General features: G+C 72.3%; 15 protein-coding genes. 8 read left to right on the top strand and 7 right to left on the bottom strand.

Annotated elements, in window-relative coordinates; all coding sequences use genetic code 11:
- Positions 1-124: 124 nt before the first annotated feature.
- Together L8M95_RS13580 and disA are read left to right on the top strand one after the other, a co-directional pair.
- On the top strand, positions 125-697 hold the full coding sequence (locus L8M95_RS13580; RefSeq protein ID WP_260486643.1) for a hypothetical protein: 573 nt from the start codon (positions 125-127) through the stop codon (positions 695-697).
- 52 nt (positions 698-749) lie between these two features.
- Positions 750-1,808 carry a DNA integrity scanning diadenylate cyclase DisA gene (gene disA, locus L8M95_RS13575; protein ID WP_260486642.1) on the top strand — a complete coding sequence of 353 codons (1,059 nt, stop codon included), beginning with the start codon at positions 750-752 and terminating at the stop codon, positions 1,806-1,808.
- A 64-nt stretch (positions 1,809-1,872) separates the two neighbouring features.
- Here disA and L8M95_RS13570 read toward each other — a convergent pair whose 3' ends face one another.
- Positions 1,873-2,529: a hypothetical protein gene (locus L8M95_RS13570; protein WP_260486641.1), complete on the bottom strand. Its 657-nt coding sequence runs from the start codon at positions 2,527-2,529 to the stop codon at positions 1,873-1,875.
- 89 nt (positions 2,530-2,618) lie between these two features.
- A complete protein-coding gene (locus tag L8M95_RS13565) occupies positions 2,619-3,272 on the bottom strand; it encodes a carbonic anhydrase (RefSeq protein ID WP_069390409.1) in 654 nt (217 codons plus the stop codon).
- A 38-nt stretch (positions 3,273-3,310) separates the two neighbouring features.
- Between L8M95_RS13565 and L8M95_RS13560 the strand changes: the two genes are divergently transcribed.
- Positions 3,311-4,177, top strand: coding sequence for an A/G-specific adenine glycosylase (locus tag L8M95_RS13560; RefSeq protein WP_260486640.1), 867 nt, complete (start codon positions 3,311-3,313; stop codon positions 4,175-4,177).
- Between the two features lie 20 nt (positions 4,178-4,197).
- Positions 4,198-4,506 carry an antibiotic biosynthesis monooxygenase gene (locus tag L8M95_RS13555; RefSeq protein WP_260486639.1) on the top strand — a complete coding sequence of 103 codons (309 nt, stop codon included), beginning with the start codon at positions 4,198-4,200 and terminating at the stop codon, positions 4,504-4,506.
- 84 nt (positions 4,507-4,590) lie between these two features.
- On the opposite strand, the gene L8M95_RS13550 is transcribed toward L8M95_RS13555, so the two are convergent.
- The 4 genes from L8M95_RS13550 to L8M95_RS13535 form a co-directional block, all read right to left on the bottom strand.
- Positions 4,591-5,619, bottom strand: a complete 1,029-nt coding sequence (locus L8M95_RS13550) for an ABC transporter substrate-binding protein (protein ID WP_260486638.1) — start codon at positions 5,617-5,619, stop codon at positions 4,591-4,593.
- Entirely contained in the window at positions 5,616-6,347 is a 732-nt protein-coding gene (locus tag L8M95_RS13545; protein WP_260486637.1) for an ABC transporter ATP-binding protein, read from the bottom strand. Before L8M95_RS13545 ends, L8M95_RS13550 begins: the two co-directional genes overlap by 4 nt.
- A gap of 40 nt (positions 6,348-6,387) precedes the next feature.
- Complete coding sequence (locus L8M95_RS13540) at positions 6,388-7,116, bottom strand: ABC transporter permease (protein ID WP_260489261.1); 729 nt, start codon at positions 7,114-7,116, stop codon at positions 6,388-6,390.
- Positions 7,117-7,332: 216 nt separating this feature from the next.
- Positions 7,333-8,583 (bottom strand): LLM class flavin-dependent oxidoreductase, encoded by a 1,251-nt coding sequence (locus L8M95_RS13535; protein ID WP_260486636.1) that lies wholly within the window; start codon positions 8,581-8,583, stop codon positions 7,333-7,335.
- A 145-nt stretch (positions 8,584-8,728) separates the two neighbouring features.
- Here L8M95_RS13535 and L8M95_RS13530 point away from each other — a divergent pair, with 145 nt between their 5' ends.
- Together L8M95_RS13530 and L8M95_RS13525 are read left to right on the top strand one after the other, a co-directional pair.
- The gene (locus tag L8M95_RS13530) at positions 8,729-9,907 is read left to right on the top strand and encodes an ROK family transcriptional regulator (protein WP_260486635.1); all 1,179 of its coding nucleotides are present in this window, start codon (positions 8,729-8,731) and stop codon (positions 9,905-9,907) included.
- A 91-nt stretch (positions 9,908-9,998) separates the two neighbouring features.
- Positions 9,999-10,538: a flavin reductase family protein gene (locus tag L8M95_RS13525; protein ID WP_260486634.1), complete on the top strand. Its 540-nt coding sequence runs from the start codon at positions 9,999-10,001 to the stop codon at positions 10,536-10,538.
- A gap of 116 nt (positions 10,539-10,654) precedes the next feature.
- Here L8M95_RS13525 and L8M95_RS13520 read toward each other — a convergent pair whose 3' ends face one another.
- Positions 10,655-13,309 carry an ATP-dependent Clp protease ATP-binding subunit gene (locus tag L8M95_RS13520; protein WP_260486633.1) on the bottom strand — a complete coding sequence of 885 codons (2,655 nt, stop codon included), beginning with the start codon at positions 13,307-13,309 and terminating at the stop codon, positions 10,655-10,657.
- A gap of 223 nt (positions 13,310-13,532) precedes the next feature.
- Between L8M95_RS13520 and L8M95_RS13515 the strand changes: the two genes are divergently transcribed.
- Positions 13,533-13,679 carry a hypothetical protein gene (locus L8M95_RS13515; RefSeq protein ID WP_260486632.1) on the top strand — a complete coding sequence of 49 codons (147 nt, stop codon included), beginning with the start codon at positions 13,533-13,535 and terminating at the stop codon, positions 13,677-13,679.
- Positions 13,676-16,297, top strand: a complete 2,622-nt coding sequence (gene hrpB, locus L8M95_RS13510; protein WP_260486631.1) for an ATP-dependent helicase HrpB — start codon at positions 13,676-13,678, stop codon at positions 16,295-16,297. The genes L8M95_RS13515 and hrpB overlap by 4 nt, the downstream gene beginning before the upstream one ends.
- The last annotated feature ends 34 nt before the right edge of the window (positions 16,298-16,331 follow it).

Here is a 16,331-nt window from a genome sequence, read left to right as displayed (position 1 = left end):
CAACCTCCGGCGGGCTGACGGAAGATTCCCGAGGGTGCGACGGGGCCACTCTGACGCCGGTCAGCGCAGGCCGTGGACTACGATGAGACCGGCCTGAGAGACGACCATCCCCGAGGAGCCTGACGTGACTTCACCGAACACCGGCCTGCGCCGCACCGCGCTCGTAGTCCTGGCCGTGGGCGCCGCCCTCGGGGCGTCGGCCTGCAGTGCCGGCCAGGTCTCCCAGACGGCCAACCAGGTCGCCGCGGTCGACGGCGGGCGGGGTTCGGCGGGCGATCTCCACGTCAACGACCTCCAGGTCGTCGTCCCCGAGAACGGTGGCGAGGCCCGCGTCGGGTTCGTCGCGTCGTACACCGGATACGGCCTCGGCGACCCTGTCTCCATCGACCGGGTCGAGATCGACGGGACGCAGGTCCAGCTCGGCGAGACCCAGCCCCTGGCACGCGGCTGCACGGTCGTCGTCGACCCGCGTGAGAACGCCCGTCCCGCCCCCGTGCAGGAGGGCGTCTGCATCGAGCAGGCCACCGCGACGCTCCCCTCGGCCGACGACCTCGACATCGGGGTGTCCGTCCCCGCGACCGTGGCCTTCTCCAACGGCGACCGGATCGAGACCGAGGCCGCCGTCGTGGGCGAGATCCTCGAGGCCGGCGAGTACGACCGTCCGGCGGAGTACGTCGGCGAGTCCGAGGAGCACTGACACGTCCGCCCTGTCCGCCCGCTCGGCCGACGGCTCACCGGTCGACCCGGAGATGCGGGCCGTCCTCCGACGGCTCGCCCCGGGCACCCCGCTGCGTGACGCGCTCGACCGGATCCGCCGTAGCGGAACCGGGGGCCTCGTGGTCCTGGGTGACGATCCCGCCGTCCAGGCCATCTGCGACGGCGGCGTGGACCTCGACGTCGAGTTCGCGCCCGCCCGGCTCCGGGAACTGAGCAAGATGGACGGCGCCGTCGTGCTGTCCACCGACGGATCCAGGATCACCCGCGCCAACGTCCACCTGGTTCCCGACCCGTCGATCCCGGCCGTCGAGACCGGAACCCGTCACCGTGCGGCCGAACGCACCGCGATGCACACCGGCGTCCCCACCGTGGCCGTGTCGGCGTCGATGACCACGGTGACGGTCTACGCCGGTGGTCTGGCCAGGGTGTTGGCCGACCCGGTGGTCCTGTTGGCCCGGGCCGACCAGACGGTCGCCACGATGGAGCGCCACGGCGCCCGCACCGCCCGCGCCCGGGCCCGACTCGACCGTGCGGAGATGGGCGGGTACGCCTCGGTCCGCGACGTCGTCACCATGGCCCAGCGCCTGCTCCGGCTCGAGCGCCTGGGTGCCGAACTCGCCGAGCTCACGGTGGAGATGGGCGAGTACGGCCGCCAGACCACCCTGCAACTCGAGGAGCTGCTGTCGGACACCCCCGACGAACTATGGGGCCTGGTGGCCGACCACCTCCAGGTGGGACCCGTCGACGGCGACGCGCGGTCGATCCCGACCCCAGAGCAGATCACCTCCGGGCTCGAGCGGCTGGCCGCGTTGTCCGACGCCGACCTCCTCCTGCCCGCGCCGGTCGCCCGGTGCCTGGGGTTACCCGCCGAGCCCGAGGACCTGGACGAGCACATCACCGCCCGCGGACACCGCATGCTGGCACACATCCCGCGTCTGCGGCCCGTGCAGATCACGGCGTTGGTGGAGCGTTTCGGATCGGTGCCCGCGCTGCTGGCGGCCGAGCAGTCGGACTTCGCCGACGTCGAGGGCGTCGGCGCACTGTGGGCCCGCCACGTCCGGCAGCGCCTCACCGGTCTGGGCACCGGGTAGCTGAGAAACCAGCTGGCGGCGAGGCCGGGGGCCAGGGCGCCGGGGGCAATGGCGCCGGGGCCGGTCAGGACTCGGGCGCCTCGACCACGTTGAAGGTCGCGGCCGGGCTGAAGACGTTACCGACCAGCGCGTACACCTGGTAGGCACCGACCTCGACCTGCGTGCGATCCGACTCGGAACACGCCCCCTCGGCCGAACGACGGCCGGTCCAGTCGATCTGCCGCGGCTCCGGTTCCTCGGGGCGCAGTTCGACCTCGTCCTCGTCGCGCGGTGTGGTGCAGTCGATGCTCGACCACACCTTGGAGTTGTCGTCGAGCCGGTAGACCTCGAACGACAGCGGTGCCTCCGCCAGGTCCCGGTCGCACGTGGTGTCCGCGACGTTGATGATGTTGACGAAGAAGCGCACGTCGGAGCCCACGGGCACGTTGGGCTCGGCCGGCCACACGTCCAGGCGGAGATCCTCATCCGCGCACCGGCCCCGCGAGGCGCCACCGTCCTCACGCGACGAGGTCTCGGTGGGGGACGTCTCCGTGGTCTCCGCGGCCTCGGACGTGCCGCTCTCGCCGCCCGCCGCGGTCTCCTGCGTATCGGTCCCGCTGTCCCGGGAGGCGAGGAACAGCGCGAGCACCACCACGACGACGGCGATGACCGCGACGACGACCGCGGCGACGCGGCGACGCACATAGACTTCGCGCGGTAGGGGGCCGTTGGGTTCCTGCACGGGACCAATTCTAGAGCCGAGCGGGGGCCCCTCCGGCCCCCCGGCGCGGCGTGTCCCTCAGACGGTGCAGCCCTCAGACGGTGCGACCCTCAGATCGCGACCATCTCCTCACCGGGGCCGTGGGGGACGTCCTCGACCTCGCCCAGGACGCTGCGCAGGTAGGCGCGGCCGTCGGAGAGCTTGTAGGTCACGCCGACGATCGCGAGTTCGCCGTTGTCGATCCGCTCGCTGATGATCTTGGAACGCTGCTCGAGCAGCTCACCCGTCTCGAGCACGTGGCGCGCCTCGAAGTCGTCGATACTGCTGAGCCCCTCGCGACGCCCGTTGAGGATCGACGGCGACACCTTCTCCACCACGTCGCGCAGGAAGCCCGGCGGGATCTCACCGGTCGCGAGCGCGTCCACGGTCGCCTTGACCGCGCCGCAGCTGTCGTGACCGAGGACCACGATCAGCGGAGTGTCCAGCACGTGGACGGCGTACTCGATCGACCCGAGCACGGCGGTGTCGATGATGTGACCGGCCGTGCGGATGACGAAGAGGTCACCGAGCCCCTGGTCGAAGATGATCTCCGCCGCCACCCGGGAGTCCGAGCACCCGAACAGGACCGCCTTGGGGTGCTGCGCGGCGACGAGCTGCTCACGTCGCTGGGTATTCTGGCTGGGATGACGCATCTCGCAATCGACGAAGCGGTGGTTGCCGTCGCGGAGCGAGGCCCATGCGCTGATCGGGTTGGTATGAGGCATGGCTCATATTGTGCACCGCCGACCCCGGAAGACCGACGTTGACCTCCCTCGACACACCCGCGCTCCTCTCCTGGTTCGACCGCGTCGGCCGCCCGCTGCCGTGGCGCGGTGACGGGGTCGGCGCATGGGAGATCCTGCTCTGCGAGGTCATGAGCCAGCAGACCCCCGTTGCCCGGGTCGAGCCCGTCTGGCGGGCCTGGCTCGACCGCTGGCCCGGCCCCGCCGAACTCGCCGCCGCCGCCCCGGCCGACGTGATCCGCATGTGGGGCAAACTCGGCTATCCACGCCGCGCGCTGCGGCTCCGCGAGTGCGCCCTCGCCGTCGTCGACCTCCACGGTGGTCGGGTACCGCACGACGTCGATCAACTCCTCGCACTGCCGGGCGTCGGGGACTACACGGCTCGCGCGGTCGCCTGCTTCGCGTACGGACACCGCGTCCCCGTCGTCGACACCAACGTCCGGCGGGTCGTCGCGCGGGCCGTGGGCGGCGCCGCCGAGGCCGGTCCCCCGTCGACCCGGCGCGACCTGGCCGCGGTCGACGCCCTGCTGCCGGACGACCGGGACCAGGCCGTGGCGTTCTCCGTGGCGGTCATGGAACTCGGCGCACTCGTCTGCACGGCCAGGAACCCACGCTGCGACGACTGCCCGCTCGCGCCCACCTGCGCGTGGGTGGCGGCCGGCCGGCCGGAGTGGCACGGCCCGCGACGCAAGGTGCAGACGTTCGCCGGGACCGACCGGCAGGTGCGCGGGCTGCTCCTCGACGTGCTGCGCGACGGCGACGGTGCCGCCACGCGCAGCGCCCTCGACGCGGTGTGGCCCGACTCGACCCAACGCGACCGGGCACTGGACTCGCTGCTCACCGACGGGCTCGTCGTCCGCGTCGGCGAGCTCTACTCACTGCCCTGAGGCGTGGGTAGGCTCGCCTCATGGCCGTCGTGAAAATCAATGCCCTGAACGTTCCGCCGCAGGCCGGTGCCGAGCTGGAGCGCCGCTTCTCGGAGCGGGCGCACACCGTCGAGAACTCGCCCGGGTTCCTCGGTTTCCAGCTACTGCGCCCCACCGGCGGCGAGACCCGCTACTTCGTGGTCACCACCTGGGAGGACGAGGAGTCGTTCGCCGCGTGGCGCGACGGCGACGCCCGCTCCGCGCACGCCGGCCAACACGGCAAGCCCGTCGCCGAGGGCGCGAACCTGCTGGAGTTCGACGTCGTGATGGACGTCAAGCCCTCCGCCTGACCCCGGCGCCCCACCGCACCCGGTCTCGCCGCCGGTGGGGCGCAGTAGCCGTTCGCCATCGCGCGGGGGCCCGACCGGAGCAGCTCAGGCCAGCGGCCCCACGACCGGGGCGAGATCGTCGGCGAACCTGTCGTCGACGAGCTCCCCGATGTCCACGGACTCGATCTGCCCGTCCTCGGTGAACACGTCCGCCAGCTCCTGTTCGCGGGCGATCGTGTCCGCCAGTGCCACCGGCTGCCGGGTGCTGCGACCCTGCGAGAGCTCGGCCGCCTCCGGAGTCAGATCCACCGCCTCCCCGTAGAACCGTGCCCATTCCTGTGGGTTCTCCACGGTCCAGGTGCCGGCCTCGGCGAGGCGGACGAGGAAATCGGCGATCGCCGTCTGCCTGCGGGCGTCCGCGAGTGCGTCGTGTGAGGCCAGACCGAACCAGAATCCGTTGGAGGCCTCCGCCGCGGTGGTGAGGGTCCTCGTCGCGGACGTCGTCTGCGCGATCGCCGTGTACGGATCCCAGATCGCCCACGCATCGGCATCACCGCGCGCGAAAGCCGAACCCGCCTCGGCGGGTTGGAGGAAGACGAACTCGACGGTCCCGGGATCCACCCCGGCCCTGCGGAGCTGCAGCAGCAGGTGACCGTGCGCCGAGGTGCCCTTGGCCACGAGCACCTTACGACCCGCCAGGTCGGCCACCGTCTGCACCTCGGAGTCCGGGCGCACCAGGATCTGATCGCCCTCTCCCCGGTTGGCGTAGGCCGAGACGACGGACACCCGCGCACCGGCCGCCGCGCCGAACACCGGTGGGGTGTTGCCGGTGACGGCCACGTCTATCCGGCCCGCGTTGAGCGCCTCGACCTGCGGCGGACCGGACGTGAAGGTGGAGAACTCGACCTCGTAGGGCAGATCGTCCAGCTGACCGGCAGCGGAGAGGATCGCCTGGGTGCCCCCCTTCTGGTCTCCCACCTTGAGGACGACGTCGGACAGGTCGGAGACCGCGACCCTCTCCGGGGCCGGCGCCGCGGCCTCGGAGTCCCGGGTCGCGCACCCGGCGACCGAGAGCAGTAGAGCCAGTGCCAGGGCGAACACGGCGGGCCGGCTGCGGGTGGGGGTGGTGGTCATATCGCGTAATCCTCTTCCGTGTGCCCGACGCCCAACGCGTCGAGGAGCGAGCGGCGGTGACGGGTGGTGTCCCGGCCGCCGCGGGGGGTGTCGATGGTCTCGGTGTGCGCGACCGCGCCGCCGTCCAGGACGTGGACGCGGTCCGCGAGTGCGACCGCCTCGTCGACGTCGTGGGTCACCAGGAGAACACCGAATCCGTGGTGCTCCCAGAGCCTCAGCAGGAGCCTGTGCATCGTGCGTCGGGTCAGCGCGTCGAGGGCGCCGAACGGCTCGTCGAGGAGAAGGAGCGAGGGTTCGGCGACCAGGGCTCGGGCCAGCGAGGTCCGCTGCGCCTGCCCGCCGGACAGTTCACCGGGGTACGCGTCCTCGCGGCCGCCGAGACCGACCTCGGCGAGGATCTGCGGCACCCTGGCGGACTTCTCCTCGCGGTCGACCTCCACGCGGTTGAGCCCGTGCCGCACGTTCGCGGCGACGGTCCGCCACGGCAGCAGGCGTGAGTCCTGGAAGACCACGGCGGGAGCGCCGTCTATCACCACCTGCCCGTGGTGGTCCCGGTCCAGACCGGCGAGGATCCGCAGCGCGGTGGATTTGCCACTACCGCTCTGCCCGAGCAGGGCGACGATCTCCCCCCGCGGGATCTCCAGGTCCAGCCCGTCGAGGACGGTGGTCTCGCCGAACCGACGGGTGGCGCCCCGCAGTGCGCCCGCGGGGGCGTGGGACGTGGTCATGAGGTGACTCCTGTGATGGATGGGCGGGGCAGCGGGAGGGTCAGCGGTAGTGGCGCAGGGCGCGGGTCTCGGCGACCCGCACCAGTGCATCCGTGAGGATGCCGAGCAGCGCGTAGACGACGAGGCCGACGATGATCACGTCGATCCGGAAGTAGTCCCGGGCGTTCATGATGAGGTAGCCCAGCCCGGTCGTCGCGTTGAGCTGCTCGGCGACGATGAGCGTGAGCCAGGCGATCGCCAGCGACTGCCGGACGCCCACGAGCACCTGCGGCGCGATGGACGGCAGGATCACCTCGGTCAGGCGTTGGCGGCGGGAGAACCCGAACACCGTCGCCATGTCGCGGAGCTTCGGGTCGATCTGCCGCAGACCCGACGCCGTGTTGAGGTAGATCGGGAACACCACGCCCAACGCGATGAGCAGGACCTTGGGCGCCTCACCGATACCGAACCAGAGGATGAACAGCGGGATCAGGCCGAGGTGGGGCAGGGCGCGGAGCATCTGCAGCGGCGGGTCGAGGATGGCGTCCGCGTACCGCGACGTCCCCACGACGACCCCCAGCACGAGCCCCGCGACCGCCCCGAGGGTGAACCCCTGGAGCACGCGCAGCCCCGAGATCGCGAGGGCGTCCGCGAGTTCACCCGAGGCGATGAGCTCCAGCGCCGATTCGGCGATGAGTTGTGGGGCGGGCAGGATCCGCTCCGGCAGGATCCCCGTGGCGCCGGCGATCTGCCAGAGTGCGATCAGCGCGACCGGACTGAGCCAGCGCAGCCACCAGAGGCCGCCCCGGGCTCGTCGTCGTCCTCGTCTCCCCCCTCCCCGCGCGGCGGGTTCGGTGGTCGCGGCGGTCGCGACGGTCGCGGCGGTCGCGGCGGTCGCGACCTCGGGGCCGGGCGCCCCGCCCCGGGCCCGGGCCCCCGCGCTCGGCGGGGACGATGGCGTGGACGGGGGCACGAAGGTGGTCATTGCGGCAGCTCCTCGGGTGGGTCAGCCGCCGACGGAGGCGGGTTCCCTGGCTGGGGCGGTGGGCTGGGCGGTGGGCTGGGCGGAGGACGGGGTGGGGCCCGCGAACGGCACCGACGGGGCGGGGTGCGCGGCGGCCCCGGACGTCCACAGGCCACGACGCTCGAGCACCGGCAGGACGCCCTCACCGAAGGTGAAGGTCTCCTCCAGGTGCGGATACCCGGACAGGACGAAGTGGGTCAGCCCCAGCCGCGCGTACTCGGCGATGCGGTCGGCCACCTCCTCGTGCGATCCGACGAGCGCCGTCCCCGCGCCCCCGCGGACGAGCCCGACCCCGGCCCACAGGTTGGGCGCGATCTCCAGTGCGTCCGTGCGCCCACCGTGGAGCTCGAGCATCCGCCGTTGCCCCTCCGACTCACTCGCGCGGAGTGACGCCTGGACGCGCTCCACGTCCGCGGGGTCCACCCCACGCAGGAGCCGCTCGGCCTCCGCCCACGCCTGCTCCGAGGTGTCGCGGGAGATGACGTGGAGGCGGATCCCGTAATCGAGGGTGCGGCCGATCCCCCGGGCGGCGGAGCGGACGCGGTCGAGCTTCTCCGCGACCGCGGCGAGCGGTTCGCCCCAGGTCAGATAGGTGTCCGCATGGCGTGCGGCGACACGGATCCCGGCGGCGGAGGAGCCGCCGAAGAAGATCGGCGGCGCGGGATCGGGTCGCCGCGCCAGAACGGAGTCGACGACGGCGAGGTGGTCGCCACGGAAGGTCAGGGGCTCCGACTGCGACCACAGCCGGCGCACCACCTCGAGGAACTCGTCCGCCCGGGCGTAGCGCCCCTCCTTGTCGAGGAAGTCCCCATACGCGCGTTGCTCACGGGACTCACCACCGGTGACCACGTTGAGCAGCAGCCGGCCGTGGGTCTGCCACTGGAAGGTGCCGGCCATCTGCGCTGCGAGCGTGGGGCTCATCAGCCCCGGGCGCAGGGCGACGAGGAACTTGATGCGCTCGCTGGACTCGGCCAGGAGCGCGCAGGTGATGAGGGCGTCCTCGCACCACGCGCCGGTCGGTGTGAGCAGGGATTCGAACCCGTTGTACTCGGCCGCGGCCACGATCTGCCGCAGGTAGGGCAGGGTCGCCGGCCTGTCCCCCGCCATGAAGGTGCCGTGCCCGCCGGCCACGAGGTTCCGCGAATCGCCGTAGGTGGGCAGGAACCAGTGGAAGCGCAGGTCCCCGGTCGGTTCCTCGTGGGGGGTGGAGGTGACGGGCTGGTCGGTGGCCACGGATGACTCCTCGGGGTCGGGGCTCGGTTCGGACCGACTCATCGTGGGACCGTCGCCGTAGTGGCTGCCACCATTCCGATCACCGTGCACGAAACCCTAAACACCAGTAGACCGATCGGTCTATCTTGTGTGTTATTCTCGGGCCATGACGACCCACTCCCCCGCCGCTGACCTGCGCCTCTCCGACGCCAGTTCGGCGCGCGTCCTGCGGGCGATCCGCTTCCACGGACCCGTCTCCCGCCCGGAGATCGCAGCCACGACCGGCCTGTCGGTGGCGACCGTCGGACGGGCGACCGCGGCCCTGTCCGCCGCCGGCGTCATCCGGGAGCGACCCGAGCTCATGCACGACGGATCCGTCGGCCGGCCGAGCATCCCCGTGGATGTCGACCCCACGGGACCGGTGGCCGTGGCGGTACACATCGGCCTCCACCGCAGCGTCGTGGCGATCTGCGACCTGGCCTGCCGCATCCTCGCCGAACACGCGATCCCCACGCCCGGCCGCGACCCGGAACAGATCGCCGACGAGCTGTCCGCGGTCGCGTTCCGTCTACTCGACGGCCACCGGGACCGCCCGCTGGTCTGGGGCGGCATCGCGACCGCCGCCCGGTTGACCGGCCCGGGACGGATCGACCACGAACTCCTGGGCTGGGTCGACGTCCCCGTCGCCGAGCTCTTCGCCGACCGGATCGGGGTCCCGTTCTCCGTAGCCCCACACGTGGAGGCCATGGCCGCGGCCGAACTGCTGGTGGGCCACGAGACCCACGAGGGCACGACGCTGGTCGTCTACGCCCGTGAGCACCTGGGCTCGGCCCTGGTGATCGACGGCGCCGTGCACCGGCCGCGGGCGGGCTCCGCCGAGCTCGCACACCTGCCGGCGGGCGGGGTCGACCTGCTCGACGACCGTGGCGCGGGTCTGCTCGACGTCGTGGGCGACTCCGGCCTCGTCCGGGCCGCGGCGCTCCACGGAATCGGCGTGGGTTCGGTTCCGGAACTGGCCGCGCGGGCCCGCCACGACACGGTCGCCGAGGCCATCCTCGTCGAGCGTGCGACCGTCCTGGGCCGGCTCGTCGGGCTGATCTCGTCCATCACGCGACCGGACTCGGTGGTCTTGTGCGGCCAGGCTTTCACCGACCATCCCCGCTACCTGTCCCCGCTCATCAGGGCCACCCGTGAGACCCGCCTCAGCGGAGGCGCGCCCGATCTGCGCGTGTCGACCGCCGGGGGCCGGATCCAGCAGTTCGCCGCGATGGCCGTGGCACTGGACGTGATCGCGGCCGACCCCACCGCCGCGCTGGCGAGTCGCCGCCTCTCGACCGCCTCCTGAGGTCGCGGGCCGGGAGATCCCGACGAGCGTTTTGCATCATCGCGAACGGAAGGTTCGACACCCGTGGCGGGTGGGCCGCAGACTCCTCGATATGACCGAACACCAGTCGTTGTCGACCTCCCAGCCGTCCACCGACCAGCCGTCCGTCGCCCCCGAGGTCCACCGCCGCGCGATGCGGATGCACCCCGCGGCTGTCACCGTCATCACCCTCGACGGCGCCGAGGGGCCGGTCGGCTTCACCGCGTCGTCACCCTCGAGCCTCTCGTCCCAGCCGGCGCTCATCAGCTTCAACGTCGGAATCTCCTCGTCGAGCCTGGCCGCGGTCCTCGAGGCGCGCACCGCGGTCGTTCATCTCCTGGGCGAGGGGGACGAGCACCTGGCACTGCGTTTCGCCGGGCCCGCGCATCTGAGGTTCGCCGACACGGCCGTATGGACCCGGGCGGAGACCGGGGAGCCCCTGCTCCACGGTGGCCGGGCGCGACTCCGGGTGGCCCTCGACCGTCTCGTCCCCGCCGGGGACCACGTGTTGGTGATCGCCCGCCTGCTCGATGCGTGGTTCGACGAGGATCCCACTGATCCGCTGATCATCGTCGACGGCGGGCTCAGCACGATCCCGCCGCGGACTGTCTGACCGCGCCACCTGACGTGGTCGCGGGCCGGAGACGCGCCCGCGACGTACACGACGAACGGCCCCCGCCGAGGCGGGGGCCGTTCTCTACGTCCCGGTCCGATCAGACCGGCACCGGATCAGGTGGTGGCGGGAGCCGCCCCGCCGCCGGTGCCCGAGGGCCCGCCGGTGGAACCGCCGCCGAAGCCACCGGTGCTCGGCGGGAGCGAGTCACCCGGGCCGGCCTCGCCGGTGGGAGCGACGCTCGCCGTGATCGCCTCGCCCTCGCGGTCCGCGGGGGCGTCGGGACGCGGGGCACCCGAGAAGGTGAACTTGGCGTCCTCGGTCTTGTCGGACTCGCCGTCCCAGCCCTCGACGTCAACCGTGACCAGCTCGCCGGCCGCGACCTCTCCGAAGAGGATCTTCTCCGAGAGCGTGTCCTCGATCTCGCGCTGGATGGTACGACGCAGCGGACGCGCGCCCAGGACCGGGTCGAAGCCCCGCTTGGCCAGCAGCTGCTTGGCCCGGTCGGTGACCTCGATGGTCATGTCCTTGGCCTTGAGCGCCACGCCGACGCGGCCGACCATGAGGTCGACCATCTGGACGATCTGCTCCTGCGTGAGCTGGTGGAACACCACGATCTCGTCGATGCGGTTGAGGAACTCCGGGCGGAAGTGCTTCTTCAGCTCGTCGTTGACCTTCTGCTTCATCCGCTCGTACGCGTCCTCGGTGTTGTCGGAGGACTGGAATCCCATGCCGACGGCCTTGGAGATGTCCCTCGTCCCGAGGTTCGAGGTGAAGATCAACACGGTGTTCTTGAAGTCCACCATGCGGCCCTGGCCGTCGGTGAGACGACCGTCCTCGAGCACCTGGAGAAGGGTGTTGTAGATCTCGGAGTGCGCCTTCTCGATCTCGTCGAACAGCACCACCGAGAACGGCTTGCGCCGCACCTTCTCCGTGAGCTGTCCACCCTCCTCGTAACCGACGTACCCGGGGGGTGCGCCGAAGAGCCGCGACGCGGTGAACCGGTCGTGGAACTCGCCCATGTCGATCTGGATGAGCGCATCGTCCTCGCCGAACAGGAAGTTGGCGAGCGCCTTGGACAGCTCGGTCTTACCGACACCGGACGGGCCGGCGAAGATGAACGAGCCCGAGGGGCGCTTGGGGTCCTTGAGCCCCGCGCGCGTACGACGGATCGCCCGCGAGACCGCCTTGATGGCGTCCTCCTGGCCGATGATCCGCTTGTGCAGCTCGTCCTCCATGCGGAGCAGACGGGTCGTCTCCTCCTCGGTGAGCTTGAAGACGGGGATGCCGGTCCAGTTGCCCAGGATCTCGGCGATCTGCTCCTCGTCGACCACTGCGGCCACGTCCATGTCGCCCGCACGCCACTGCTTCTCGCGCTCGGCGCGCTCGGCGATGAGCTTCTTCTCCGTGTCCCGCAGACCGGCGGCCTTCTCGAAGTCCTGCGCGTCGATCGCGGACTCCTTCTCGCGACGGGCCTCCGCGATCTTCTCGTCGAACTCACGCAGGTCCGGCGGAGCGGTCATCCGCTTGATCCGCATGCGGGCACCGGCCTCGTCGATCAGGTCGATGGCCTTGTCCGGCAGGAAGCGGTCGTTGATGTACCGGTCCGCCAGCTGTGCCGCCGCGGCCAGGGCCGCATCCGTGATGGTGACGCGGTGGTGCGCCTCGTAGCGGTCCCGGAGCCCCTTGAGGATCTCGATGGACAGTTCCACGCTCGGCTCGGGGACCTGCACCGGCTGGAAACGACGCTCGAGCGCCGCGTCCTTCTCGATGTGCTTGCGGTACTCCTCGAGCGTCGTGGCGCCGATGGTCTGCAGCTCACCGCGGGCCAGCTTCGGCTTGAGGATCGACGCGGCGTCGATCGCACCCTCGGCGGCACCCGCACCGACCAGGGTGTGGATCTCGTCGATGAACAGGATGATGTCGCCGCGCTGGTTGATCTCCTTGAGGACCTTCTTCAGGCGTTCCTCGAAGTCACCGCGGTAGCGGGAGCCGGCCACGAGCGAGCCGAGGTCCAGCGAGTAGAGCTGCTTGTCCTTGAGGGTCTCGGGGACCTCGTTGTTGACGATGGCCTGCGCCAGGCCCTCGACGACGGCGGTCTTGCCGACGCCGGGCTCACCGATGAGCACCGGGTTGTTCTTGGTGCGCCGGGAGAGCACCTGCATGATGCGCTCCACCTCCTTGGCGCGACCGACGACCGGGTCGAGCTTGCCCTCCATGGCGGCCTGGGTGAGGTTGCGGCCGAACTGGTCGAGGACCGTCGACGACGACGGGGTCCCGGCCTCGCGACCACCGGTGCCCGCGGGCGTACCCGAGGCCTCGGCCTCCTTGCCCTGGTAACCGGAGAGCAGCTGGATGACCTGCTGACGCACGCGCGTGAGGTCCGCTCCGAGCTTGACCAGCACCTGGGCGGCGACGCCCTCGCCCTCACGGATGAGGCCGAGCAGGATGTGCTCGGTACCGATGTAGTTGTGGCCGAGCTGCAGCGCCTCGCGCAGACTCAGCTCCAGGACCTTCTTGGCCCGCGGCGTGAACGGGATGTGCCCGCTGGGTGCCTGCTGGCCCTGGCCGATGATCTCCTCGACCTGACTCCGCACCGCTTCCAGCGAGATCCCGAGGGACTCGAGCGCCTTGGCGGCCACTCCCTCGCCCTCATGGATGAGACCCAGCAGGATGTGCTCGGTGCCGATGTAATTGTGGTTGAGCATCCTGGCCTCTTCCTGGGCCAGGACGACGACGCGACGCGCGCGGTCGGTAAACCGTTCGAACATCGTGCTACCTCACATTCCTCGGGTTTTCACCACTGTAGTGGCCCGGTCTGACGACGGGAGCCACAGGAGTGGCAGTAGGTCCGTCATGAATGTGCAACGCGGCAGGTGGGGGAATGATTGCCGATACGTGTACGCCGACAGCGAACGCCCCGGACCGGGCCCGACTAGCATGGCCCGGACACGGTTGAGCAGCGGAGGTGCGGTGCGCGGGAGCGGATTCAGGATGGGCCGCGCCGTCGGCGTCGCCGAGGTCGGTCCGGCCGCGATGGCCGGGCTCATGCTGTGGCTCGATGCCATCTCGGACACCATCCACCCGGACGCCGAGGAGCCCGGGCCCCGGGGCGCCCGTCACCTGCCCGAGCCGGGGTGAACACTTTCGACCTCGAGCGGATCGGCCGCGGACTCCCGTTCGCCGACGCGCTGCCCGCGCTGCGGGACGCCCTCGCCACCGCCGGTTCGGCGGTCGTCCAGGCGCCGCCCGGCACCGGTAAGACGACCCTCGTGCCGCCCGCGGTCGCCGTCGCCGACGGGGTGGCGGGGCGGGTCATCGTCACCCAGCCCCGTCGGGTCGCCGCCCGCTCGGCCGCACGGCGGCTGGGCGAGCTCACGGGCACCGACCCCGGCGGCCCGGTGGGGTACTCGGTCCGCGGTGACTCGCGGGTCGGCAGGAACACGCGTGTCGAGTTCGTGACGCCGGGGGTACTGGTGCGACGGTTGATCGCCGATCCCGATCTACCCGGCGTCGGTGCCGTGGTGCTCGACGAGGTCCACGAGCGCGACGTCGAGTCCGACCTGGCCTTCGCACTGCTGTGTGAGGTGCGGCAGCTGCGCGACGACCTGCCGGTGGTGGCGATGTCCGCGACGGTCGAGGCCGGTCGCTTCGCGCGACTGCTCGGCGGTGCGGCGGTCGGGGGTGCGGCGGTCGGGAGTGCGGCGGTCGGCGGTGCGGCGCCGGTCGTCGACGTCCCCGCCGTACTGCACCCCCTGGAGATCCGGTACGCCCCGCCGCCGACGGCCCGCCTGGACGCCCGCGGGGTCACCGACGGATTCCTCGACCACGTGGCCTCGGTGACGGCGGACGAGGTCGCCGCGAGTGGCGTCGACGCGCTGGTGTTCCTGCCGGGTGTACGCGAGATCGACCGGGTCGTGCGTGCGCTGTCGGCGCGGCTGGGTGAGGCCGCCGAGGTCCTGCCGTTGCACGGCGGCCTGGACGCGTCGGCCCAGGACCGGGCGGTGTCCGGATCCGGGAGGCGGGTCGGGTCGGGCGGGGGCGCCCGGCCGCGGGTCGTGGTGTCGACCGACCTGGCGGAGTCCTCGCTGACGGTGCCGGGCGTCCGGCTGGTCGTGGACGCGTGCCTGAGCCGCGAACCGCGACGGGACACCGCGCGGGACATGACCGGCCTGGTGACGGTCTCGGCGTCGAGGGACTCGTGCGTGCAGCGCGCGGGACGGGCCGCCCGCCTCGGCCCGGGAGTGGCCGTGCGCTGCCTGACGGAGCAGGAATACGCGCACCTGCCCGACCACCGCACCCCGGCCATCGCGACGTCGGACCTCACCACGTTCGCGCTGGACGTCGCGTGCTGGGGCGCTCCCCGCGGCGAGGGGCTCGCGCTGCCCGATCCGCCGCCGGCCGGAGAGATCACCCGCGCCGAGGCGGTGCTGCGCGGTGTGGGTGCGCTCGACCACGCCGGCCGCGTGACCGACCGCGGCCGCGACCTCGCGCGGGTCCCGGCCGACCCGCGCCACGCCCGCGCGCTGCTCGACGGCGCCGGGCTGGTCGGGGCGACGGTGGCCGCCGAGGTGGTCGCGCTGCTCGCGTCCGGGCGACGTTCCCCCGGTGGCGACCTGGTCGCCGACCTGCGGGCGCTGCGTGCGCGACGCACGCCGGACTCCCCGGCGTGGGAACGGGAGGTCCGCCGCCTCGAGCGGATCGCGAAGGGCGACCGCCGGGCCGGTCTGGCCACCGGGAGCGGCGGGCACGGTGGGCACGGTGGGGGGATCGCGCTGGCGGACGCCGTCGGCACGGTCGTGGCGCTCGCCCACCCGGACCGCGTCGCGCGTCGACGGGGCGACCAGTACACCTTCGCGTCCGGCACCGGTGCCGTGTTGCCACCGGGCTCCGCGCTCGGGGGCCACGAGTGGCTCGCGGTGGCCGAGGTCGGGCGCGCCTCCGGACGCGCGGCGGGAGAGGCGGGCGCGGTGATCCGCGCCGGCGCGGCGGTGGACCGCGAGGGCGCGGAACGGGCGGCGTCACACCTGCTCGACGACGACGAGACCGCCGTCTTCCATCGCGGTTCCGTCGCCGGGCGACGCATCCGGCGGCTCGGGGCGATCGAGCTGTCCTCGACACCGGTCCGACCCTCCCCCGAGGCCGCCGGGCAGGCCGTGGCGACGGCGGTCCGGGCCGGCGGACTCGCCGCCCTGGGACCCGATGACGACGCCGCACGGCTCCTGCGCCGCCTCGGGTTCGCGCACCGCGAGCTGGGCCCGCCGTGGCCGGACGTGTCCGCCGACGGGCTCGCGGATCGACTGGACGACTGGCTCGGGCCGGAGATCGACGCTCTGGCGCACGGCTCCCGCCTGGCGGGACGGGACCTCGGCCCGGCGTTGCGGCGGCTGCTGCCCTGGCCGGCGGCCGGTCGGTTCGACGAGCTGGTGCCCGACCGGGTGCAGGTGCCCTCCTCGTCGTCGTACCGCGTCGACTACCCGGAGGCCGGCTCCGAGGACCCGCCGGTGCTCGCGGTGAAGCTCCAGGAGTGCTTCGGCTGGACCACCTCACCGCGCATCTGCGACGGCCGGGTGCCGGTGACGGTCCACCTGCTCTCGCCGGCGGGCCGGCCGCTCGCGGTGACGCGGGACCTGGCGTTCTTCTGGCGGGAGGCCTATCCCGGGGTCCGGGCGGAGATGCGGGGCCGCTACCCCAGGCACCCGTGGCCGGAGGACCCCATGTCCGCCGAACCGACCCGCCGGACCAACCCGAGACGCTGACGCGCGGCCGCCCCCACCGGCGGGGGGAGCGGGC

This window comes from Dietzia sp. B32 (genome assembly GCF_024732245.1).
GTDB lineage: Bacteria > Actinomycetota > Actinomycetes > Mycobacteriales > Mycobacteriaceae > Dietzia.
This window is presented reverse-complemented; position numbering and strand designations above follow the sequence as displayed.